Genomic DNA, 20438 nt, shown 5'->3' with positions numbered 1-20438 from the left:
TACCGTGTCCGGGGACGTACGCGCGTAGGACGGTGGAGCGGGAGGCGGACAGATGGCCGTGAAGGACCGGGACCGGTTCTCCACCGCGACCAGGATCCGGTTGCTCGGAGAGCAGACCGCGGCCCGGGTCTACCGTTCCCAGACCAGGCGCCAGGCCCGCCGCTCGCGGCTGACCGGCCGGGCCGCGCTGCTCGCCCTGGTGATGTGCTCGCTGATCGTGGCCCTGGCCTACCCGATGCGGGAGTACGTCTCGCAGCGCGCCGAGATCGACGACCTGCAGCGCGAACAGCGGCAGGCCCGCGAGCGCGTCGAGCGGCTGCGCGACCTGAAGGCGCGCTGGCAGGACGACGCGTACGCCGAGCAGCAGATCCGGCAGCGGTTGCACTACGTGATGCCGGGGGAGACGGGCTTCATCGTCGTCGACCCGCACGCGGCGCGGCAGTCGCGCACCGACCTGGGGGCGGCCGACCGCCCCTGGTACACCAACGTCTGGGACGGGGTCGACAAGGCCGACGCCGCCGACCGGTGACCCGAGCCCCAGCCAGTGACCTGAACCCAGAGAAAGACAGCCTGAAGACAGTCATGGAAACGCCCCCGCCGACCACCCCGCGCACCGAGCCGACCGACGCCGACGTCGAGGCCTTCAAGCAGCAGCTCGGTCGGCCCCCGCGCGGCCTGCGCGCGATCGCGCACCGCTGCCCGTGCGGACAGCCCGACGTCGTCGAGACGGCCCCCCGCCTGCCCGACGGCACGCCCTTCCCCACGCTGTACTACCTGACGTGCCCGAAGGCGAACTCGGCCATCGGCACGCTGGAGGCCAACGGCGTGATGAAGGAGATGACCGAGCGGCTCGGCTCGGACCCGGAGCTGGCCGCCGCCTACCGTGCCGCGCACGAGGACTACATCCGGCGCCGTGACGAGATCGAGGAGCTGAAGAACTTCCCGAGCGCGGGCGGCATGCCGGACCGGGTGAAGTGCCTGCACGTCCTGGTGGCGCACTCGCTGGCCGCGGGGCCGGGGGTGAACCCGCTGGGCGACGAGGCGCTGGCGATGCTGCCGGAGTGGTGGCGCAAGGGCACCTGTGTGACGACCGCCGAGGAGGACGCCCAGTGACCCGTGTCGCCGCCGTGGACTGCGGTACGAACTCCATCCGGCTGCTGGTCGCCGAGGCCGACCCGCGGACGGGAGAGCTGACCGACCTGGACCGCCGGATGATGGTCGTGCGGCTCGGGCAGGGCGTCGACCGCACCGGCCGGCTCGCCCCCGAGGCGCTGGAGCGGACCTTCGCGGCGTGCCGCGAGTACGCCGCGATCATCAAGGAGCACGGCGCCGAGCGGCTGCGGTTCGTGGCGACGTCGGCCTCCCGGGACGCCGAGAACCGGGACGAGTTCGTCCGCGGCGTGCTGGACATCCTGGGCGTGGAGCCCGAGGTGATCACCGGGGACCAGGAGGCCGAGTTCTCCTTCACCGGCGCCACCAAGGAGCTCGCCGGGGACGACCGCCTCCCCAGGCCTTACCTGGTCGTGGACATCGGCGGCGGCTCGACCGAGTTCGTCGTGGGCGACGACCACGTCCGGGCGGCCCGTTCGGTGGACGTCGGCTGTGTCCGCATGACCGAGCGGCACCTGGTCCGGGACGGCGTGGTGAGCGACCCGCCCTCCGAGGAGCGGATCGCGGCGATGCGGGCCGACATCGAGGCGGCCCTCGACCTGGCCGAGCAGACGGTTCCGCTGCGCGAGGCGCGCACCCTGGTGGGCCTGGCCGGCTCCGTGACGACGGTGTCGGCGATCGCGCAGGGGCTGCCGGGGTACGACTCGCAGGCCATCCACCACTCCCGCGTCTCCTACGACCGGGTCCGCGAGATCACCGAGTGGCTGCTGCGCTCCACGCACGCCGAGCGGGCGGCCGTGCCCTCCATGCATCCGGGCCGGGTCGACGTGATCGGGGCGGGCGCCCTCGTCCTGCTGGCGATCATGGAGCGGATCGGGGCACGGGAGGTCGTGGTGAGCGAGCACGACATCCTCGACGGCATCGCGTGGTCGGTGGCGTAGCCCGCTTCTGAGCAGGCATGGATCACGAATGAGCGTCGCCCGGGGGGTCTGGCGGACCTCCCGGCGACGGCCCGTCGGAAAAGTTCGTGAAGTTCTTCACAAGGAATTCGGCCCTCCCGGGCGACGAGAGGGGCCTCGTTGACCCGTCCGGGGGCTGAACGGCCCTTTGAACATGTTCAGAAGCATGGTATGGAGGTGCCCGGGAGGGTGCTCCGGGCGGTGCTCGCGGAGTGCCTCACGGAGGCTCCCGCGGCGCAGAGAGGCAGCTCACGCGGCCTTGACATCGGTCCGGGGTGCATAAACGGGCCCGATTGTCACCATGACATGGATCACGCGGGCCGCGGAGGATAGCACACACCCCACCCAAGCTTGTGAAGGGGCGCACGAGCCACCCCCCTGAGGCGGGTGGATACTCGATGGCATGAGCACCACGGAGCGTCCCAGGATCCTCGTAGTAGGCGGTGGGTACGTAGGCCTGTACGCAGCTCGGCGCATCCAGAAGAAGATGCGCTACGGCGAGGCGACCGTCACGGTCGTCGACCCCCGGTCGTACATGACCTACCAGCCCTTCCTCCCCGAAGCCGCCGCCGGCAACATCTCCCCGCGCCACGTCGTCGTCCCGCTGCGACGCGTGCTGCCCAAGGCGGAGGTGCTGACCGGCCGGGTCACCACCATCGACCAGGACCGCAAGGTCGCCACGGTCTCCCCGCTGGTCGGCGAGGCCTACGAGCTGCCCTTCGACTACCTGGTGATCGCGCTCGGCGCGGTCTCCCGCACCTTCCCGATCCCCGGCCTCGCCGAGCAGGGCATCGGCATGAAGGGCGTCGAGGAGGCCATCGGCCTGCGCAACCACGTCCTCGAGCAGCTCGACAAGGCCGACTCCACCACCGACGAGGAGATCCGCCGCAAGGCGCTCACCTTCGTCTTCGTGGGCGGCGGGTTCGCCGGTGCCGAGACCATCGGCGAGGTCGAGGACATGGCCCGCGACGCGGCGCAGTACTACAAGAACGTGTCCCGTGAGGACATGCGCTTCATCCTGGTCGACGCCGCCGACAAGATCCTCCCCGAGGTCGGCCCCAAGCTCGGCAAGTACGGCAAGGAGCACCTCGAGGGCCGCGGCGTCGAGGTCTACCTGTCCACCTCCATGGACTCCTGCGTCGACGGCCACGTGGTGCTGAAGAACGGCCTCGAGGTCGACTCCAACACCATCGTGTGGACCGCCGGCGTCAAGCCCAACCCGGCCCTGGCCCGCTACGGCCTGCCGCTGGGCCCCCGCGGTCACGTCGACTGCGAGCCGACCCTCCAGGTCAAGGGCACCGACTACATCTGGGCCGCCGGCGACAACGCCCAGGTCCCGGACCTCGTCGGCCGCAAGGCGGGCAACGAGAACGCCTGGTGCCCGCCGAACGCCCAGCACGCGCTGCGCCAGGCCAAGGTCCTCGGCGACAACGTGGTCTCCGGCATGCGGGGCTTCCCGCAGAAGGAGTACAGCCACGCCAACAAGGGCGCCGTGGCCGGCCTCGGGCTCCACAAGGGCGTCGCGATGATCGTCATGGGCAAGATGAAGATCAAGCTCAAGGGCCGTCTCGCCTGGTACATGCACCGTGGCTACCACGGTCTGGCGATGCCGACCTGGAACCGCAAGATCCGCGTCTTCGCCGACTGGACCCTCGGCATGTTCCTCAAGCGCGAGGTCGTCTCGCTCGGCGCCATCGAAACGCCGCGCGAGGAGTTCTACGAGGCCGCCAAGCCGGCTCCGGTCGCCGCCGCGCCGAAGGAGAAGACCGAGGAGAAGGCCAAGGCCTCCTGATCTCCGGTCGGTCGTCCGCCTGACGAAGGGCCTCCCGCCATCCGTGGTGCGGGAGGCCCTTCGGCGTGCCGGAACCCCACCACCGAGCGCGCCGGCCTTCCCTCCCTGCCCGTGGGCACTCCGTCGTCCGGCCCGCTGCCCTTCGGCCCGCTGCCCTTCGGCTCGCCGCTCTTCGGCCCTCCGTCAAGTCCCTCGGCACGCTGCTCTTCGGCCGCTGCTCTTCGGCCCTCCGTCAAGTCCCTCGGCACGCTGCCCTTCGGCTCTCCGTCGTCCGGCTCGCTGCCCTTCGGCTTGCTGGCACGCTGTTCTTCGGCGGGCAGTGCGTCCGCACGTCGGGCCGTCGCGTCCGGGTGGGCGAAGGGGCGTTTTTGCCCAGACATGACGCGTGCCGGGGACTGCGCCGAAGCCCCGCAGGTGTTTTCGTGGTGTCGGACATTCCGGTATTCCCCTCCCCAAGCTCTGGACTTCGCGTGAGCAGGGGACACCCCTATCGGAGGTGTACACCATGGCAGACGCCGCGCCGCGGCTGCAGGGCCTCTTCACACAGTTGCTGGGAGCACCGCTCCCGGTGCGCATCCGCGCCTGGGACGGTTCGCAGTCCGGGCCCCCGGGTGCGCCGACCCTGGTCGTACGCAACCGCCGCGCGCTGCGCCGCCTGCTGTGGAAGCCGGGCGAACTGGGCCTGGCCCGCGCCTGGGTGGCGGGGGACCTCGACATCGAGGGCGACCTCTACACGACCCTCGATCTGCTCGCCGGACTCGTCTGGGAGCGCGGCGAGGACGCCCGCACCCTCGTCCAGGCCCTGCGCGACCCGGAGGTGCGCGCCGCCGTCCGCGGCCTGGTCAGGCTCGCCGGGCCCCCGCTGCCGCCCGCACCGCCCCGCGAGGAGACCCGCAACCCCCGCCGCCACCTGCACACCAAGCGCACCGACCGACGCGCCATCAGCCACCACTACGACGTCGGCAACGACTTCTACGAGATCGTCCTCGGCCCGTCCATGGTGTACTCCTGCGCCTACTGGCCCACCCCGGACAGCACTCTCGAACAGGCCCAGCGGGACAAGCTCGAACTGGTCTGCCGCAAGCTCGGACTGAGACCCGGCCTGCGGCTGCTCGACGTCGGCTGCGGCTGGGGCTCGATGGCCGTTCACGCGGCCCGCGAGCACGGCGTGCGCGTCGTCGGCGTCACGCTCTCCCAGGAGCAGGCCGCCTACGCCCGCAAGCGCGTCGCCGACGAGGGTCTCACCGACCGGGTCGAGATCCGCGTCCAGGACTACCGCGACGTCCGGGACGGCCCTTACGACGCCATCTCCTCCATCGGCATGGCCGAACACGTCGGCTCCGAGCGGTACCTGGAGTATGCCGCCGACCTGTACGACCTGCTCAAGCCCGGCGGGCGGCTCCTGAACCACCAGATCGCCCGCCGCCCGCAGGGGGACGAGACGGCGTACAGCGTCGACGCCTTCATCGACTCCTACGTCTTCCCCGACGGCGAACTCCAGCCGATCGGGGCCACCGTGGCCCAGTTGGAGCGCGCCGGGTTCGAGGTGCGTGACGTGGAGGCGATCCGCGAGCACTACGCCCTCACCCTGCGCCGGTGGGTGTCCCGTCTGGAAGCCGACTGGGGGCGGGCCGTGCGGCTGACGTCCCCGGGCCGTGCCCGCGTCTGGCGCCTGTACATGGCGGCCTCCGCCCTGGCCTTCGAACGCAACCGCATCGGCGTCAACCAGGTCCTGGCCGTCCGCACCCCGGATCCGGGCGCCTCCGGGATGCCGTTGCGGGCCCGCACCTGGGGCGCGCCCGGCCAGGGCTGACCCGGGCACGAGCGGAAGGGCCGGGCTCCCCGTGACGGGGAACCCGGCCCTTCGGCGTGCCGCGGAGCGGCGAGGTCACTCGGCCTTGATCGCGTTCAGCATGTTCAGCCGCGCGGCGTTGCGGGCCGGCCACATCGCGGCCAGGACACCGACCAGACCGGCCAGCACCAGGAAGATCCCGATCCGGTCCCAGGGCAGGACCAGCGCGTACCCCGGGATCTGGTCCGCGAAGGTCTCGCCGATCGCCCAGCCGAGGAAGGCCCCGAGCCCGATGCCGACGACCGCGCCGAACACCGAGATGACGACGGCCTCCAGCCGGACCATCCGCTTCACCCGGCGCCGGTCCAGGCCGATGGCGCGGAGCATGCCGATCTCCTGCTGCCGTTCGAAGACCGACATCGCGAGGGTGTTGACCACGCCCAGCACCGCGATGATCAGCGCCATCGCCAGCAGGCCGTACATGACGTTCAGCAGGGTGTTGATGGCGCCGCCGAACTCGTTGCGGATGTCCTGCCGGTCCATCACGGTGATCGCGGGGTTGTCGCCGAGCGCGTCGATGAGGACCTTCTCGTTCGCCGCGGTCTGGCCGCCGTCGACCTTCACGAAGATCTGCCGGATGTACGGCTTCGCCTCGTGCCGCTCCACGATCTCGCGGTCGACGAGGACGGGGGAGAGGAACTCGCTGTCCTTGTAGACGGCACCGACGGTCAGCGTGGTCTTCTTCTCGTCGGCGAAGGTGAAGGGGATGCTGTCGCCGGGCTTCCAGCCCTTGCTCCTGGCCGTCTTCTCGGCGACCGCGATCTGCCCCTTGGCGAGCGAGTCGACGCTGCCGTCGACGACGTCGACGTTCAGGACCCGCTGGATGTCGCCCGGGGTGACCGCGGAGGCGGACACGTAGTCGCCGCCGGCCTGGAGGTAGGCGTCCTGCTGCGGTGAGACGGCCGAGACGCCCTTGGCCTTCTCCAGCGCCGACAGCGCGGACCGGTCGAGGTCACCGCCGTTGGCCATCGAGACCATGTAGTCGGCCTTGATGTTGTCGGTGGTCATCTTGTCGATGGCCGTGCCGACCGTGATGCCGAGCACCGACAGGCCGGTCACCAGCGTCAGCCCGATGGCCAGCGCCGAGGCGGTGGCGCCGGTGCGGCGCGGGTTGCGGACGGCGTTCTGCCCGGCCAGCTTGCCGGCCACCCCGAAGGGGCCGACGAGCAGCGGACGGACGAGCGCGATCACGGGCCGGGACAGCAGCGGAATCAGGATGATCACGCCGATCAGCGCGAGGAAGGCGCCCGCCCCGATGTACATGCGGCCGTCGTCGCCACCGGTCGAGGCACCCGCCATGATCCCCGCCGCACCGAGGGCGGTGACGGCCGCGCCGATGGAGTTGCGCAGCACCAGCGACTTGGTGGTGGCCACCGCGTGGACGCTGTTCATGGCGGCCACCGGCGGGATCTTCGCGGCCCGGCGGCCGGGCAGCCAGGCGGCGAACGTCGTGATCAGCACGCCCACCGCGAACGCCGCGAGCACCGGCGTGGCGGACAGGACCAGCGGACCGCCCGGCATCTTCATGTCGAACGCGGCCATGCCGGAGCGCAGTGCGACGGCCAGGCCGATACCGAGGACGAAACCGACGGCCGAGGCGACCAGACCCACCAGCGCGGCCTCGGCGAGCACCGAGCGGGTGATCTGCCTGCGGGACGCGCCGACGGCGCGCATCAGGGCGATCTCCTTGGTGCGCTGGGCGACCAGCATCGTGAAGGTGTTGGAGATCAGGAAGATCCCGACGAAGAGCGCGATGCCCGCGAAGCCGAGCAGGACCTGCTTGAGGTTGCCCATGCCCTGCTCGATCTGCTCGGCCTGCTCGTCGGCGAGCGCCTTGCCCGTCTGGGCCTCGGCCGTCTCGGGCAGCAGCGGCTTGACGGCGTCCAGGATCCTCGCGTCGTCGGCCCCGGAGGCGGCGGTGACGGTGACGCTCTCGAAGTAGCCCGGCTTGAGGTACTGCTTCTGGGCGACGGCGGTGTCGAAGAGGACGAGGCTGCCGCCGGCGTTGACGGCACCGTCCTCGGTGGTGAACACGCCGCTGAGGGTGTACTCCTTCACCGGGCCGTTGGTCGCGACGCGCACCCGGTCGCCGACCTTGTACTCGCCCTTGGCCGCGGAGTCCTCGTCCAGGGCGATCTGGTCGTCCTTCACCGGGCCGGAGCCGTCGGTGAACGTGTAGGCGGCGTCCTTGCCGTCCTTGCCGGGGGCGAAGTTGGAGCCCTTGTTGGACCAGCCGACGCCGATCAGCTTCCCGTCGGGGTCGGCGACCCCGGCGAAGCCCTCGACCCGGCCGTACACCCCGGCGACGCCGTCCACCGCGGAGATCCTGTCGAGGACCTTGCCGGACAGTCCCGGCTCCTGCTCGGGGTCGTCCGGGTCGGCGTGCGAGGAGACGGAGACGGCGACGTCGTCGTAGCTCTTCGCCGACTGGTTGCGGAAGGCGCTGGAGAGGGTGTCGGCGAAGACCAGGGTGCCGGAGACGAATGCGACGCCGAGCATCACGGCGAGCACGGTCATCAGGAGCCGGGCCTTGTGTGCGAGCACATTGCGCAAGGCGGTACGGAACATGGGTTCTTCTTCTCAGTCCTGTCGGTCCTGACGGGGGATCAGCTGGTGCGGCCCTTGGCGTCGAACGCCTTCATGCGGTCGAGCACGGAGTCGGCCGTCGGCCCGTGCATCTCGTCGACGATCCGGCCGTCCGCCAGGAAGATCACCCGGTCCGCGTAGGCGGCGGCCACCGGGTCGTGCGTCACCATCACCACCGTCTGGCCCATCTCCCGCACGGAGTTGCGCAGGAAGCCCAGCACCTCGGCGCCCGAGCGCGAGTCGAGGTTTCCGGTGGGCTCGTCACCGAAGATGATCTCGGGCCGGGAGGCCAGCGCCCGGGCCACCGCGACGCGCTGCTGCTGACCGCCGGACAGTTGCGCCGGCCGGTGGCCGAGCCGGTCCGCCAGGCCGACCATGCGGATGACGGAGTCCACCCACTGCTTGTCCGGCTTGCGCCCCGCGATGTCCATCGGAAGGGTGATGTTCTCCAGGGCCGTGAGGGTCGGCAGCAGGTTGAACGCCTGGAAGATGAAGCCGATCTTGTCCCGGCGCAGCTTGGTCAGCTGCTTGTCCTTCAGCGAGCCGAGCTCGGTGTCGCCGATGCGCACCGACCCCGAGGAGAAGGTGTCGAGTCCGGCGACGCAGTGCATCAGGGTGGACTTGCCGGAGCCGGACGGGCCCATGATCGCGGTGAACTCGGCCTGCCGGAAGTCGACGGAGACGCGGTCCAGGGCGACCACCTGGGTCTCACCCTGCCCGTAGATCTTCGACAGATCCGTGGCGCGCGCGGCCGCTGCGGTGGCCCGGTCGGTGAGGGAGGCGGTGGTCACGGGATGACTCTCCTGTCGGACGACGGTGAGGGGGAAGGACGTGTTCCATCGTCCGGGTCCCTCGCCGCCGTGTAGTCACCCGTTGTTCCGGTTCCGAAGGCCGACTGCAGTCTGACCGCGCGGGGGAGTCTCATACCTGGGGATGACGAACACCCCTGAGAGGCCCCGGTGTCGGGAATGGATGCGTCCGGGTGTCGAGAACAGGTGGAGTGCCCTCGTTCGGGCGGTGAAATTCCGTCATTCCGCATACGCCGCCGACCGCCGCGCGCAAGGCTATTGGCAAGTGCGGATGGTGCGTTCCGTGTGCTGATGCACCCTCAGACGTCAATAAAATAAGACAACATCGGTCCACGCTTCCGCTGTTCGGGGGACCCGTCCGGATAGTCTCGGAACCTCGATGCGGAGCCCACGGCCTGCCCGGATGGTGGAATGCAGACACGGCGAGCTTAAACCTCGCTGCCCCTTCGCGGGCGTGCCGGTTCGAGTCCGGCTCCGGGCACCATCCGATCCCTGTGTGGTCCATTGAAGAGTTCACGGCGCGCCCGTTGACAGCGGTCGCATGCCGTCGGAGACTCGCAGGCACGTGGTGAAAGAAATTTCACCTGACGAACGCGTCGTCGCCCGGCGCGCGCTGTCGCCACCCGGCGCACGTGGAGGAGAAGAGGTCGTCCGATGCGCACCACCGTCGGCATCATCGGAGCGGGTCCCGCCGGCCTCCTCCTCGCCCGGCTGCTCCACAACGCCGGCATCGACTCGGTCGTCCTGGAGAGCCGCGACCGCCCCTACGTCGAACGGCGGCAGCGCGCCGGAATCCTGGAGCAGGGCACGACGGACGTGCTGCGGGCGGCCGGCGCCGGGGAGCGCCTGGACCGCGAGGGGCTGCGCCACGACGGCATCGAGCTCCGCTTCGACCGCAGGCGCCACCGCGTCGACTTCCCCGCCCTCACCGGCGGGCGGTCCGTGACGGTCTACGCCCAGACCGAGGTCTGCAAGGACCTCATCGCCCTCCAGGTGCGCGAGGGCGGTCCCCTGCTCTTCGAGGCCGAGGCGCTGGCCGTGGAGGACGCCGGCACCGAGGCCCCGCGGATCCGCTTCCGGCACGAGGGCCGCGAGGACGTCCTGAAGTGCTCCTACGTCGTCGGCTGCGACGGCTTCTGGGGCGTGGCCCGCAAGGCGATCCCCGCCGAACTGACCCGGGTCTTCGAACGGACGTACCCCTTCGGGTGGCTCGGCATCCTCGCCGACGTGCCGCCCTCCCACGACGAGCTCGTCTACGCCCGCCACGATCGCGGCTTCGCCCTGCTGTCCATGAGATCCCCGTCCGTCTCCCGCCTCTACCTCCAGGTGCCCGACGGCACCGACGCAGAGGCGTGGTCCGACGAGGAGATCTGGGACGAGCTGGAACGCCGGTTCGAGACCGCCGACGACTGGCGCCTGGAGCGCGGCCCGATCACCCAGAAGTCGGTCACGCCCATGCGCTCCTACGTCCACGAGCCCATGCGCCACGGCAGCCTCTTCCTCGCCGGCGACGCGGCGCACATCGTCCCGCCCACCGGCGCCAAGGGCCTCAACCTCGCCGTCGGCGACGTCGTGACCTTCGCACGGGCCCTGACACACCAGCAGGAGACCGGATCGGCGGAGCTGCTCGACGCCTACTCCGCGACCTGCCTGCGCCGGGTCTGGCAGGCCGAGCGGTTCTCCTACGACATGACGAGCCTGCTGCACCGCGCACCCGGCGCGACGCCCTTCGAGGACCGGCTCCAGCTCGCCCGGCTGGAGCGGATCGCGAGCTCCCGCGCCGCCGAGACGGACCTGGCGGAGGCGTACACGGGCTTCCCCTTCGGCTGATCCTGCTCACGCCCCGCCGCCGGTGAGCGGGCGCCCCCCTCCGGTGAGGGGAATCACCCCGCCACGTAGCGTGTTGCGGAGCATGACGAGGGAAAGATCCTCCCCAAGCAGTAGGGTCATTCCTTTGCCTACCTATTACTCTTGAGCCAAGGCCACGCCTGGTGGCCATGGAGGAGTGAAATGAGGAGCAGAAACCCGGTCTTCTCGCGACGGGGGTTCAGCCGCGACAACGGCTACGCGGGCTTCAACACCGCGCCGCAGGCCGGGGGTCCCGCTGTCGCCACCCAGGGCAACCCGTACGCCCAGCCGACGGGCAACCCGTACGCGCAGAACCCGTACGCGCAGAACCCTTACGCCCAGCAGGACCTGCAGTACGGCGCGCCGCCGCAGGCTCCGGCCACCACCGGCCGGATGACCATCGACGACGTCGTCCTGCGCACGGCGAGCACGCTCGGCGTGCTCATCCTCACCGCGGCGCTCTCCTGGGCCCTGCTGCCGATCGACGACGCCAACATCGGCCGGAGCTACGGCATCGGTATCGGCGCCGCCCTGATCGGCATGGTCCTGGCGTTCGTGCAGTCCTTCAAGCGCAAGGCCTCGCCCGCGCTGATCCTGACGTACGCCGCGTTCGAGGGTGTGTTCCTCGGCGTCGTCTCCAACATCGTCGACAACCGCATCGCCGACGGTGCGGCCATGCAGGCCGTGATCGGCACCATGGCGGTCTTCGCCGGTGTGCTGATCGCGTACAAGGCCGGCTGGATCCGCGTCAACCGCCGCTTCTACGGCTTCGTGATGGCGGCCGCGCTCGGCTTCATCCTGCTGATGACCGTGAACCTGCTGTTCGCGGTGTTCGGCGGCGGTGACGGCCTCGGCTTCCGCAGCGGTGCCCTCGGCGTCGTCTTCGGCGTCATCGGCATCATCCTCGGTGCCTGCTTCCTCGCCCTGGACTTCAAGCAGGTCGAGGACGGCATCGCCTACGGCGCCCCGCGCGAGGAGGCCTGGCTCGCGGCCTTCGGCCTCACGCTGACGCTGGTGTGGATCTACCTGGAGTTCCTGAGGCTCCTGTCCATCCTGAACAGCAGCGACTAGTCCTCGACGGTCGTAGCGCGAAGGGCCCCGGCTTCGGCCGGGGCCCTTCGTCGTCGGGGGGAGGACGCGCGCCTAGACGAGTTTGCGCGCGGCCCTCCTCAGGTCGTACTCGTGGACGATCGCCTTGGCGTGACCGTAAGCGAGGTTGTGTTCGTGCCGGAGCCAGCTGACCTTTTCCTCGAAGCGGAAGAGCGCCGGGCCTTCGTCGACGGTGCGCAACCAGTCGGAGATCTCACGACCGGTGCAGTGCGGGATGCGGGCGAGCATGTTGCGATGGGTCTCTTCGGAGAAGACTTGGGACATCGGCGCCTCCGGACGCTGGGATGTAAGCCGGTCCTTCAGGTCACGGTGCCTGAGTGTTCGCCCGTTGGCAACAGTCCCGGTGCGACGCGTACGCTCGCGGCGTGGTTGATACGACGCCTCTGAGCCGTGCGGTGGAGCACTTCGCCGATCGATTGAGGGCCGCGCCCCAAAGCCGGTTGCAGCGGGGCGCTGCCGCCGAGGCCCTGGAGCTGGCCCGTGAGTTGGCCCGGAGGGCGCAGGTCCTCGAGGAGCCGGGCGCGGAGCCCCGGGAGATGCCGGATGCGGGGATGTTTGCTGCCGCGGATCAGATCACCGTGGCCGGACATGACCTGGCGGTTGTGCTGGCCGGTGATGCCGACGTCGGTGAGGCGGTGCGGCTGGTGGAGGAAGCGCAGAAGCGGGCGGGTGTCTGAGCTTCGTCCGCGGGTGCGGGTCGTCCGTGGCTTGTCGCGCAGTTCCCCGCGCCCCTGACGGGGCGCTCCACCACCGGGCGTTCCCCTACAGGGACGCGATGACGCGGTCCGCCAGGATGTAGACGTTCTCCTCGCCGCATTCGAACGTGAGGGTGTACGCGCCCGAGATGCCGGAGCCGCCCAGGAGGACCGGAGTGGCGCCCGCGCGCAGGGCCGTGGCGAGGTGCTCCGCCGTCTCCCGGTGGCCCGGGGTCATGCACAGGGTCGTGCCGTCGGCGAAGACGTAGACGTCCAGGGTGCCCAGCGGGCCGGGACGGACGTCCGTCAGCTCCACGCGGGCCGAGGCCAGCTCCTCCAGGGTGGCGACCGTGCGCTCGTGGTCGTTCACGACCGGCGACTGGGCCGGTACGAAGTCCGGGTGGGAGGGGTGGCGACGGCGGGCCGCGGCCAGCTCCGGGGACTCGCCGAGCGGCTCCTCGGTGTCCGCGCCGTGCTCGGACACCGGCTCCAGACCCGCGAAATCGGCCTGCCGGGGCAGGAACAGGTCGTGGTCGGGCAGGCCCAGCATCGGGGGCGCGTCGGAGGCGTCACGGGCCTCCTGGGCGGCCCAGAACGCCCGCGCCTCGGCCAGCTCGCGCTCCCGCTCCTCGGCGAGCGCGGCCGCCACCGCGGCCCGTATCTCATCGGTGTCGGCAGTGGTGCGGGCGGCGGGCAGCAGCGCACGGGTGGTGGCGGCGCGGCTCTCGGCCAGCGCGGTGTGCAGGGCCGCGACCTGTCGGCGCAGCTGCAGGACGGTGCGCAGGACGGCGACGCCCACGGCTCCCGTGGCGGCCGTGGTGACCAGCAACGCGATCGGCATGGCGCTCACTGACGTACTCCCGGTTCAAAGTCGACCCCCGACTTCCTACATCAGCTTGAAGGGCGGACTAACCAGCTGTCAGTGCGTAACGTCACGAAACGGACAGGGCTTCGGTGTCGGGGGAGGGGGTGTGGCTACTGTGACCTGCTCTTCTTCCCTGGCGCAGGGAGATAGGTCACATCCTGGGGGAGATTGGATCACAAAACAGCCCAGAACCCTGGTGTTTCCAGGGTTCCGGGCCGGGAGCTCACAGCGGGTGCTATGGTGACTACGGCATGTCGCTCAGCTGAGGCGCTCGATGACCATGGCCATGCCCTGGCCGCCGCCGACGCACATCGTCTCCAGGCCGAACTGCTTGTCGTGGAACTGGAGGGAGTTGATGAGCGTGGTGGTGATGCGGGCGCCGGTCATGCCGAAGGGGTGGCCGACGGCGATGGCGCCGCCGTTGACGTTCAGCTTCTCCAGCGGGATGCCCAGGTCGCGGTAGGAGGGGATCACCTGCGCGGCGAACGCCTCGTTGATCTCGGCCAGGTCGATGTCGCCGATGGTCAGGCCGGCGCGCTTCAGCGCCTGGTTGGTCGCCTCGACCGGGCCGAGGCCCATGATCTCGGGGGAGAGGCCGGAGACACCCGTCGACACGATGCGGGCGAGCGGGGTCAGGCCCAGCTCGCGGGCCTTGGTGTCGGACATGATCACGAGAGCGGCGGCGCCGTCGTTCAGCGGGCAGCAGTTGGCGGCCGTGACCATGCCGTCGGGGCGGAACACCGGCTTCAGGCCCTGCACGCCCTCCAGAGTGACGCCGGCGCGGGGGCCGTCGTCCTTGGCGACGACGGTGCCGTCGGGCAGGGTCACCGGGGTGATCTCGCGCTCCCAGAAGCCGTTCTTGATGGCTTCCTCGGCGAGGTTCTGCGAGCGGACGCCGAACTCGTCCATGTCCTGACGGGTGACGCCCTTGGAGCGGGCCAGGTTCTCGGCGGTCTGGCCCATCGCGATGTACGGGTCGGGCAGCAGGCCGTCCTCGCGCGGGTCGTGCCAGGTCGAGCCCTCGGACTCGGCGACCGCGGCGGTCCGGGCCTCGGCGTCGGCGAACAGCGGGTTGTGCGTGTCCGGGAGGCTGTCGGAGTTGCCCTTGACGTAACGGGAGACCGTCTCGACGCCGGCCGAGATGAACACGTCGCCCTCACCGGCCTTGATGGCGTGCAGGGCCATCCGGGAGGTCTGCAGGGAGGAGGAGCAGTACCGGGTGACGGTGCAGCCCGGCAGGTGGTCCATGCCCATCTGCACGGCGACGACGCGGCCGAGGTTGTGGCCCTGCTCGCCGCCGGGCAGGCCGCAGCCGAGCATCAGGTCGTCGATGTCCCTCGGGTCCAGCTCGGGGACCTTGGCCAGGGCGGCCTGGATGATCGTGGCGGTCAGGTCGTCCGGCCGCACGTCCTTCAGGGAGCCCTTGAAGGCGCGGCCGATGGGGGAGCGGGCGGCTGAGACGATCACGGCTTCGGGCATCACGGCTCCAGGGGCGTACCGGGTGGTCTGGCAGGGCTGACTGGGAAGTTACCGCTACGTATGGGCTGGGTCACGGGTGTCGCGGTGTGACCCTGACCGCAGTTTCCAAGCGCTTGCTTTGCGTTGCTTCCCCCGCGGAAGCGCTTGCACTGCGTCGCTTCCCCGGCGCGGCCCTCGGCTCCCTCCTCAGCTCGACGGCGTCGCGGGCGCCGGCTCCTGCTCGGGTACCCGCCGGCGCCGCCGCCTCTTCAGCAGGGCCCAGGGGCCGCGCGGCCCGCTCGGCATCGCCGCCGCGACCTCCGTGCCCGCCTCCGAGGCGGCCTCCGCCGCGGCCCGTGCCACCGGCAGGAAGCCCTCGCGGCGGGAGGCGTCCGGGCGCTCCTCCTCGGCGGGCCACAGGCCCAGGGAGGCGCAGACGGTCGGCAGGACCGCCATCGCCGCCGTCGCATAGCCCTCCGCGGAGGGGTGGTAGCTGTCCGGGCCGAACAGCTCGCGCGGGTTCTCGGCGAACTCGGGGCCCAGCAGGTCACCCAGCGACACCGTGCGCCCGCCCTGTTCGACGACTCCGATCGTCTGGGCGGCCGCCAGCTGGCGTGAGGCCCGCCGGGCCAGCCAGCGCAACGGCTGCCGCACCGGCTCGATCGTGCCCAGGTCGGGGCAGGTGCCGACCACGACCTCCGCACCGGCCGTGCGCAGCCGCCGGACCGCCGAGGACAGACAGCGCACCGAGCGGGTCGCCGGCATGCGGTGGGTGACGTCGTTCGCCCCGACCATGATCACGCAGATGTCCGGCACGGGGCCGGGAGCGGCCAGCACCAGGGCCACCTGCCGGTCCAGGTCGTCCGAACAGGCCCCCGGGGTCGCCACCGTGCGCAGCTCCACCGGGCGCTCCGCCAGCGCCGCGAGCCCCGACGCCAGCAGCGCCCCCGGCGTCTGCCCGCCCCGGTGCACGCCCTGGCCGGCCGCCGTGGAGTCACCCAGCATCGTCAGCCTCAGCGGTGTCCCGCCCGGACCGGCGTACGTACGGCCGTACAGCCCGTCCGCGTGCGGTACCCGAGGAGACGTGCCGTTGCCCACCCGGCGCCGCGCCAGCTGCACCTCGGCCAGTACCAGCCCCAGTGCGGCCGCCCCGGCCAGACCGACCCCGCCGCCGCCATAAGCCGCGCCGGCCGCGATCCGCCGGGCCACCCTCGCCCTCGACATGCTCGTCATGCGTCGCCGCCACCTCCTCGAACCCGTACACCCAGTGCTTGCCCCGTACAGCCCGTCGTCCAATCGCAACCGGCAGTGAACGACCGTCACGGACCACGGGGAGGTCATAGGCTGGCGGCACCATCAGGATCACTTCTTTGCGGCATCCGGAGACAACGGTGCAATTCCACGACTCGATGATCAGCCTCGTCGGCAACACCCCGCTGGTGAAGCTCAACAACGTGACCAAGGGCATCAGGGCGACCGTCCTGGCCAAGGTGGAGTACTTCAACCCCGGCGGTTCGGTGAAGGACCGCATCGCCCTGCGCATGATCGAGGCGGCGGAGGAGAGCGGCGCTCTCAAGCCCGGCGGCACGATCGTCGAGCCGACCAGCGGCAACACCGGCGTCGGGCTCGCCATCGTGGCGCAGCAGAAGGGGTACAAGTGCATCTTCGTGTGCCCCGACAAGGTCAGCACCGACAAGATCAACGTGCTGCGCGCCTACGGTGCCGAGGTCGTGGTCTGCCCGACGGCCGTCGACCCCGAGCACCCGGACTCGTACTACAACGTCTCCGACCGGCTGGTCCGGGAGACGCCGGGCGCCTGGAAGCCCGACCAGTACTCCAACCCCAACAACCCGCTCTCCCACTACCACTCCACGGGCCCCGAGCTGTGGGACCAGACGGAGGGGAAGATCAGCCACTTCGTGGCGGGCGTGGGCACCGGCGGCACCATCTCCGGCACCGGCCGCTACCTCAAGGAGGTCAGCGACGGCAAGGTCAAGGTCATCGGCGCGGACCCGGAGGGCTCCGTCTACTCCGGCGGCTCCGGCCGGCCCTACCTCGTCGAGGGCGTCGGTGAGGACTTCTGGCCGACCGCCTACGACCGGACCGTCGCGGACGAGATCGTCGCCGTGTCCGACAAGGACTCCTTCCAGATGACCCGCCGCCTCGCCAAGGAGGAGGGCCTGCTGGTCGGCGGCTCCTGCGGCATGGCGGTCGTCGCGGCGCTGGAGGTCGCCGCGCGGCTCGGCGAGGACGACGTCGTGGTGGTGCTGCTGCCGGACAGCGGCCGCGGCTACCTCAGCAAGATCTTCAACGACGAGTGGATGGCCGACTACGGCTTCCTGGACGACACGGGCACGAGCGCCCGCGTCGGCGACGTCCTGAACGACAAGGAGGGCGACCGCATGCCCTCCCTCGTCCACATGCACCCGGAGGAGACGGTCGGTCAGGCCATCGAGGTGCTCCGCGAGTACGGCGTCTCGCAGATGCCCGTCGTCAAGCCCGGCGCCGGCCACCCCGACGTGATGGCGGCCGAGGTCGTCGGCTCCGTCGTCGAACGCGAGCTGCTGGACGCGCTGTTCAGCAAGAACGCCTCGCTGGAGGACCCGCTGGAGAAGCACATGTCCGCGCCCCTGCCCCAGGTCGGCTCCGGCGAGCCGGTCGCGGACCTGATGGCCGTGCTGGGCAAGGCGGACGCGGCGATCGTCCTCGTCGAGGGCAAGCCGACCGGTGTGGTCAGCCGCCAGGACCTGCTGTCCTTCCTCGCCCGCACGGGGAAGTGACGGCCGGCCTCCGGTGAACCGCCCGTGAACCGGGCGATGTACGGCATCCGCGATCTTCGCGGACTTCGCGCAACCGGTACGCGGGTGTCACGTTCGCGCAGCACCCGCTTAACACGCGTCCTGCACATTGGTGGATGTCGGCAAGGGCGATGGGGGTACCTCCCAGGCGTTCAGCACTGGGGGAGGCTCCCCGCCCGAACCGGCGCCGAACGGCGTCGACGGACCTCCGGAGCGGCTCCCGGACCTCCACGGACGCCATGGACGCGCACGCCCGGCCCTGACCGGGCCCGCGTCCCTCGCGGGGACCGCCGTCGTCCCGCCCCCCGTTCACGGGGGTGCGGCGGTCCCCGCGCACCCACCTCACCCGGCGTCAGCCCGCCCCGCTGGTCGCCCAGCTCCCCAGCAGCGCCAGGCGCTCCGCCGTCTCCGAACCCGGTTCCGGCGTGTACGCCACGATCGTCTGGTCCGGTGCGGCCGGGACCGTCAGGGTCTCGTACGGGAGGGTCAGCAGACCCGCGACCGGATGCCGCAGCAGCTTCACGCCGTGGTCGCAGGGCTTGACCAGGTGGTCGGCCCACAGGTGACGGAACCGCTCGCTGGCCCGGGACAGTTCGGCGACGAGCTCCGCCGTGGCCCGGTCGCCGGGGTGGTGGCCGGCCTGCAGCCGCAGATGCGCGACCATCTGCTCGGTGACGCCGTCCCAGTCCGGGTAGAGCTCGCGCGCGTCCGGATCGAGGAACAGACGCCGCGGCAGGCTGAGGTCCCCCGGGCCGTCGAAGCCGAGCACGGCGCCGGCGAGGGCGTTCCAGGCGAGCACCTCCATCCGGTGGTCCAGGACGTAGGCCGGGCTGCGGTCCATGCCGTCCAGCAGCAGCCGCACACCCGGCCGCACCCGGGACGCGGCCGGGTCGGGCCCGTCCTGCCGACGGGGCCGGGCCACGGCCCGCAGGTACGCCTGCTCGGCCCCGTCCAGCCGCAGCACCCGCGCGATCGCGTCCAGCACGGCGTCCGACACGCCCCCGGACCTGGTGCGGGTCGGGTCCCCGGGGCCCCGGGACTGTTCGAGGCGGACGTAGTAGTCGACGCTCACCCCGGCCAGCTGCGCCACCTCCTCGCGGCGCAGGCCCGGGACGCGGCGGCGGCCGTACGACGGCAGCCCCACCTCCTCCGGCCGGATCCGGGCGCGGCGCGAGCGCAGGAAGTCTCCCAGTTCTCCGTCCATGGGCCCGAGCCTAGGCCGTCCGGGCCCGGCGAACCTGGTACCGGCAGACCCAGGAAAAGCGCATCCCTGGGTAGGGCGCCCGAAGCCGCCGAGGGTGGTGTCCGAGGCCGGGGAGACGCCCCGGCCGCCACCGAAGGGGTATCCCATGTCGTACGACAACCTGGCCGGCCGCACCGCCGTCGTCACCGGAGCCGCGAGCGGGATCGGCGAGGCCGTCGCCGTGCTGCTGGCCGCTCAGGGCGCCCGGGTGGCGCTGGTGGCCCGGCGCGCGGAACGGCTGACGGCGATCGCCGGGAAGATCCGGGCCGACGGCGGGCAGGCCCTGGTGGTCGCCGCCGACGTCACCGACGAGACGTCCGTCACGGACGCCGCCGACCGCGTCCACGCCGAGTACGGGACCGTCGACCTGGTCGTGAACTGCGCCGGCGTGATGCTGCCGCACCCCTTCGACGCCCGGCGCGCCGACGAGTGGCAGCGGATGCTCGACACCAACGTCGCCGGGGTGCTGCGCATGATCGGCGCCTTCACCGGCGACCTGGTGGACGCCGCAGCGAGCGGCCGTACGGCCGACATCGTCAACATCTCGTCCATCGCCGCGCACGTCAGCTTCCCGAACTACGCGGTGTACGGCGCGACCAAGGCGGCCGTGACCTATCTGTCGGAGGCCCTGCGCGGGGAGTTCGGGCCCCGGGACGTCCGGGTCACCAACATCGAGCCCGGTTTCGTCGAGAGCGAGCTGCGCACCCACATCGCCGACGCGGAACTGTCCCGGCAGGTCGAGGGCATGCTCGACGCGGTGGGCGCGCTGTCCGCCGAGGAGCTGGCCGACCTGGTGGCCTACGTGACGAGCCGGCCGCGCCGGGTCAATCTGCGGCAGATCGTCGCGCTGCCCACCCGGCAGGTCTGACAGGGGGCGGGGAGGCGCTCAGTCCTGCCAGTCACCGCTCTGGGAGGGCTCCCGCCGGCGTCCGAAGAGGTTCGGGTTGCTGCGGGCCGCCTGGACGAGGTTGACGCCGACGATGCCCGCCCAGGCGACCAGCATGCCGGGCAGGCGGGCCACGCCCCCGCCGATCGCGGACAGCGGCACCGCGAGGACCAGGGAGACGATCCCGAAACCGAACCGCTCGCCCCAGGTGTCGGTGGCCCGCGGCGCCCGCGCGTCCCGGGCCGTCTGCATCTGCTGCTCGGCGAGCTGCCGCCGCACCCTGCGTTCCACCGCGCTGTCGATGCGCTGGTCGACCTTTTCCAGGAACGACTCGACCAGCGCCGACTCGTACTCCTCGCCGAGGTCCCTGCGGGCGTGCAGGGTGGCGTCGAGTTCCTTCTTCAGTTCGGTGTCCCGCGCGTCCATT

At 71.2% G+C, this 20438-nt stretch carries 18 protein-coding genes and 1 tRNA gene; 11 read left to right on the top strand and 8 right to left on the bottom strand.

Going from position 1 to position 20438, the window contains the following annotated elements; translation table 11 throughout:
- Positions 1 to 52: 52 nt before the first annotated feature.
- The 5 genes from ACFV20_RS28280 (at position 53) to ACFV20_RS28260 (ending at position 5674) form a co-directional block, all read left to right on the top strand.
- On the top strand, positions 53 to 529 hold the full coding sequence (locus ACFV20_RS28280) for a septum formation initiator family protein (protein WP_385661315.1): 477 nt from the start codon (positions 53 to 55) through the stop codon (positions 527 to 529).
- Positions 530 to 582: 53 nt separating this feature from the next.
- On the top strand, positions 583 to 1113 hold the full coding sequence (locus ACFV20_RS28275; RefSeq protein ID WP_385661312.1) for a DUF501 domain-containing protein: 531 nt from the start codon (positions 583 to 585) through the stop codon (positions 1111 to 1113).
- The gene (locus ACFV20_RS28270; RefSeq protein ID WP_385661309.1) at positions 1110 to 2051 is read left to right on the top strand and encodes an exopolyphosphatase; all 942 of its coding nucleotides are present in this window, start codon (positions 1110 to 1112) and stop codon (positions 2049 to 2051) included. The genes ACFV20_RS28275 and ACFV20_RS28270 overlap by 4 nt, the downstream gene beginning before the upstream one ends.
- 421 nt (positions 2052 to 2472) lie before the next feature.
- Entirely contained in the window at positions 2473 to 3861 is a 1389-nt protein-coding gene (locus ACFV20_RS28265) for an NAD(P)/FAD-dependent oxidoreductase (protein WP_234846889.1), read from the top strand.
- Between the two features lie 505 nt (positions 3862 to 4366).
- Positions 4367 to 5674, top strand: coding sequence for a class I SAM-dependent methyltransferase (locus ACFV20_RS28260; RefSeq protein WP_385661306.1), 1308 nt, complete (start codon positions 4367 to 4369; stop codon positions 5672 to 5674).
- A gap of 75 nt (positions 5675 to 5749) precedes the next feature.
- Here the strand turns inward: ACFV20_RS28260 and ACFV20_RS28255 are convergent, their stop codons facing one another.
- Complete coding sequence (locus ACFV20_RS28255) at positions 5750 to 8281, bottom strand: ABC transporter permease (protein WP_385661303.1); 2532 nt, start codon at positions 8279 to 8281, stop codon at positions 5750 to 5752.
- 38 nt (positions 8282 to 8319) lie between these two features.
- On the bottom strand, positions 8320 to 9090 hold the full coding sequence (locus tag ACFV20_RS28250) for an ABC transporter ATP-binding protein (RefSeq protein WP_385661300.1): 771 nt from the start codon (positions 9088 to 9090) through the stop codon (positions 8320 to 8322).
- Positions 9091 to 9505: 415 nt separating this feature from the next.
- On the opposite strand from ACFV20_RS28250, the gene ACFV20_RS28245 reads away from it, so the two are divergent.
- From ACFV20_RS28245 to ACFV20_RS28235, 3 genes are all read left to right on the top strand, one after another.
- Positions 9506 to 9592, top strand: a tRNA-Leu gene (locus ACFV20_RS28245).
- 170 nt (positions 9593 to 9762) lie between these two features.
- On the top strand, positions 9763 to 10938 hold the full coding sequence (locus tag ACFV20_RS28240; protein WP_385661297.1) for a 4-hydroxybenzoate 3-monooxygenase: 1176 nt from the start codon (positions 9763 to 9765) through the stop codon (positions 10936 to 10938).
- Between the two features lie 180 nt (positions 10939 to 11118).
- Positions 11119 to 12027 (top strand): Bax inhibitor-1/YccA family protein, encoded by a 909-nt coding sequence (locus tag ACFV20_RS28235; protein ID WP_385661294.1) that lies wholly within the window; start codon positions 11119 to 11121, stop codon positions 12025 to 12027.
- Between the two features lie 72 nt (positions 12028 to 12099).
- Here the strand turns inward: ACFV20_RS28235 and ACFV20_RS28230 are convergent, their stop codons facing one another.
- Entirely contained in the window at positions 12100 to 12330 is a 231-nt protein-coding gene (locus ACFV20_RS28230) for a DUF4287 domain-containing protein (RefSeq protein ID WP_234846895.1), read from the bottom strand.
- Between the two features lie 101 nt (positions 12331 to 12431).
- Here ACFV20_RS28230 and ACFV20_RS28225 point away from each other — a divergent pair, with 101 nt between their 5' ends.
- A complete protein-coding gene (locus tag ACFV20_RS28225) occupies positions 12432 to 12743 on the top strand; it encodes a hypothetical protein (RefSeq protein ID WP_385661291.1) in 312 nt (103 codons plus the stop codon).
- 85 nt (positions 12744 to 12828) lie between these two features.
- Here ACFV20_RS28225 and ACFV20_RS28220 read toward each other — a convergent pair whose 3' ends face one another.
- The 3 genes from ACFV20_RS28220 to ACFV20_RS28210 form a co-directional block, all read right to left on the bottom strand.
- Positions 12829 to 13611: a hypothetical protein gene (locus ACFV20_RS28220; protein WP_385661288.1), complete on the bottom strand. Its 783-nt coding sequence runs from the start codon at positions 13609 to 13611 to the stop codon at positions 12829 to 12831.
- Positions 13612 to 13884: 273 nt separating this feature from the next.
- On the bottom strand, positions 13885 to 15105 hold the full coding sequence (locus ACFV20_RS28215; protein WP_385661286.1) for an acetyl-CoA C-acetyltransferase: 1221 nt from the start codon (positions 15103 to 15105) through the stop codon (positions 13885 to 13887).
- Between the two features lie 186 nt (positions 15106 to 15291).
- Positions 15292 to 16317, bottom strand: a complete 1026-nt coding sequence (locus tag ACFV20_RS28210) for an SGNH/GDSL hydrolase family protein (protein WP_385661283.1) — start codon at positions 16315 to 16317, stop codon at positions 15292 to 15294.
- A 158-nt stretch (positions 16318 to 16475) separates the two neighbouring features.
- Between ACFV20_RS28210 and ACFV20_RS28205 the strand changes: the two genes are divergently transcribed.
- Positions 16476 to 17864: a cystathionine beta-synthase gene (locus tag ACFV20_RS28205; protein WP_385661280.1), complete on the top strand. Its 1389-nt coding sequence runs from the start codon at positions 16476 to 16478 to the stop codon at positions 17862 to 17864.
- 370 nt (positions 17865 to 18234) lie between these two features.
- Here the strand turns inward: ACFV20_RS28205 and ACFV20_RS28200 are convergent, their stop codons facing one another.
- Positions 18235 to 19086, bottom strand: a complete 852-nt coding sequence (locus tag ACFV20_RS28200) for a helix-turn-helix transcriptional regulator (RefSeq protein ID WP_385661277.1) — start codon at positions 19084 to 19086, stop codon at positions 18235 to 18237.
- A gap of 145 nt (positions 19087 to 19231) precedes the next feature.
- Between ACFV20_RS28200 and ACFV20_RS28195 the strand changes: the two genes are divergently transcribed.
- Positions 19232 to 19993 carry an SDR family oxidoreductase gene (locus ACFV20_RS28195; protein ID WP_385661274.1) on the top strand — a complete coding sequence of 254 codons (762 nt, stop codon included), beginning with the start codon at positions 19232 to 19234 and terminating at the stop codon, positions 19991 to 19993.
- A gap of 18 nt (positions 19994 to 20011) precedes the next feature.
- On the opposite strand, the gene ACFV20_RS28190 is transcribed toward ACFV20_RS28195, so the two are convergent.
- Positions 20012 to 20437, bottom strand: coding sequence for a hypothetical protein (locus tag ACFV20_RS28190; RefSeq protein WP_385661352.1), 426 nt, complete (start codon positions 20435 to 20437; stop codon positions 20012 to 20014).
- Position 20438 lies beyond the last annotated feature (1 nt).

It is taken from the genome of Streptomyces sp. NPDC059696 (assembly GCF_042733745.1).
GTDB lineage: Bacteria > Actinomycetota > Actinomycetes > Streptomycetales > Streptomycetaceae > Streptomyces.
This window is presented reverse-complemented; position numbering and strand designations above follow the sequence as displayed.

Coding starts and splice junctions, on each gene's coding strand:
- ACFV20_RS28280 (WP_385661315.1), top strand. CDS start 53: ATGGCCGTGAAGGACCGGGACCGGTTCTCCACCGCGACCAGGATCCGG.
- ACFV20_RS28275 (WP_385661312.1), top strand. CDS start 583: ATGGAAACGCCCCCGCCGACCACCCCGCGCACCGAGCCGACCGACGCC.
- ACFV20_RS28265 (WP_234846889.1), top strand. CDS start 2,473: ATGAGCACCACGGAGCGTCCCAGGATCCTCGTAGTAGGCGGTGGGTAC.
- ACFV20_RS28260 (WP_385661306.1), top strand. CDS start 4,367: ATGGCAGACGCCGCGCCGCGGCTGCAGGGCCTCTTCACACAGTTGCTG.
- ACFV20_RS28255 (WP_385661303.1), bottom strand. CDS start 8,281: ATGTTCCGTACCGCCTTGCGCAATGTGCTCGCACACAAGGCCCGGCTC.
- ACFV20_RS28240 (WP_385661297.1), top strand. CDS start 9,763: ATGCGCACCACCGTCGGCATCATCGGAGCGGGTCCCGCCGGCCTCCTC.
- ACFV20_RS28235 (WP_385661294.1), top strand. CDS start 11,119: ATGAGGAGCAGAAACCCGGTCTTCTCGCGACGGGGGTTCAGCCGCGAC.
- ACFV20_RS28230 (WP_234846895.1), bottom strand. CDS start 12,330: ATGTCCCAAGTCTTCTCCGAAGAGACCCATCGCAACATGCTCGCCCGC.
- ACFV20_RS28215 (WP_385661286.1), bottom strand. CDS start 15,105: ATGCCCGAAGCCGTGATCGTCTCAGCCGCCCGCTCCCCCATCGGCCGC.
- ACFV20_RS28210 (WP_385661283.1), bottom strand. CDS start 16,317: ATGACGAGCATGTCGAGGGCGAGGGTGGCCCGGCGGATCGCGGCCGGC.
- ACFV20_RS28200 (WP_385661277.1), bottom strand. CDS start 19,086: ATGGACGGAGAACTGGGAGACTTCCTGCGCTCGCGCCGCGCCCGGATC.
- ACFV20_RS28195 (WP_385661274.1), top strand. CDS start 19,232: ATGTCGTACGACAACCTGGCCGGCCGCACCGCCGTCGTCACCGGAGCC.
- ACFV20_RS28190 (WP_385661352.1), bottom strand. CDS start 20,437: ATGGACGCGCGGGACACCGAACTGAAGAAGGAACTCGACGCCACCCTG.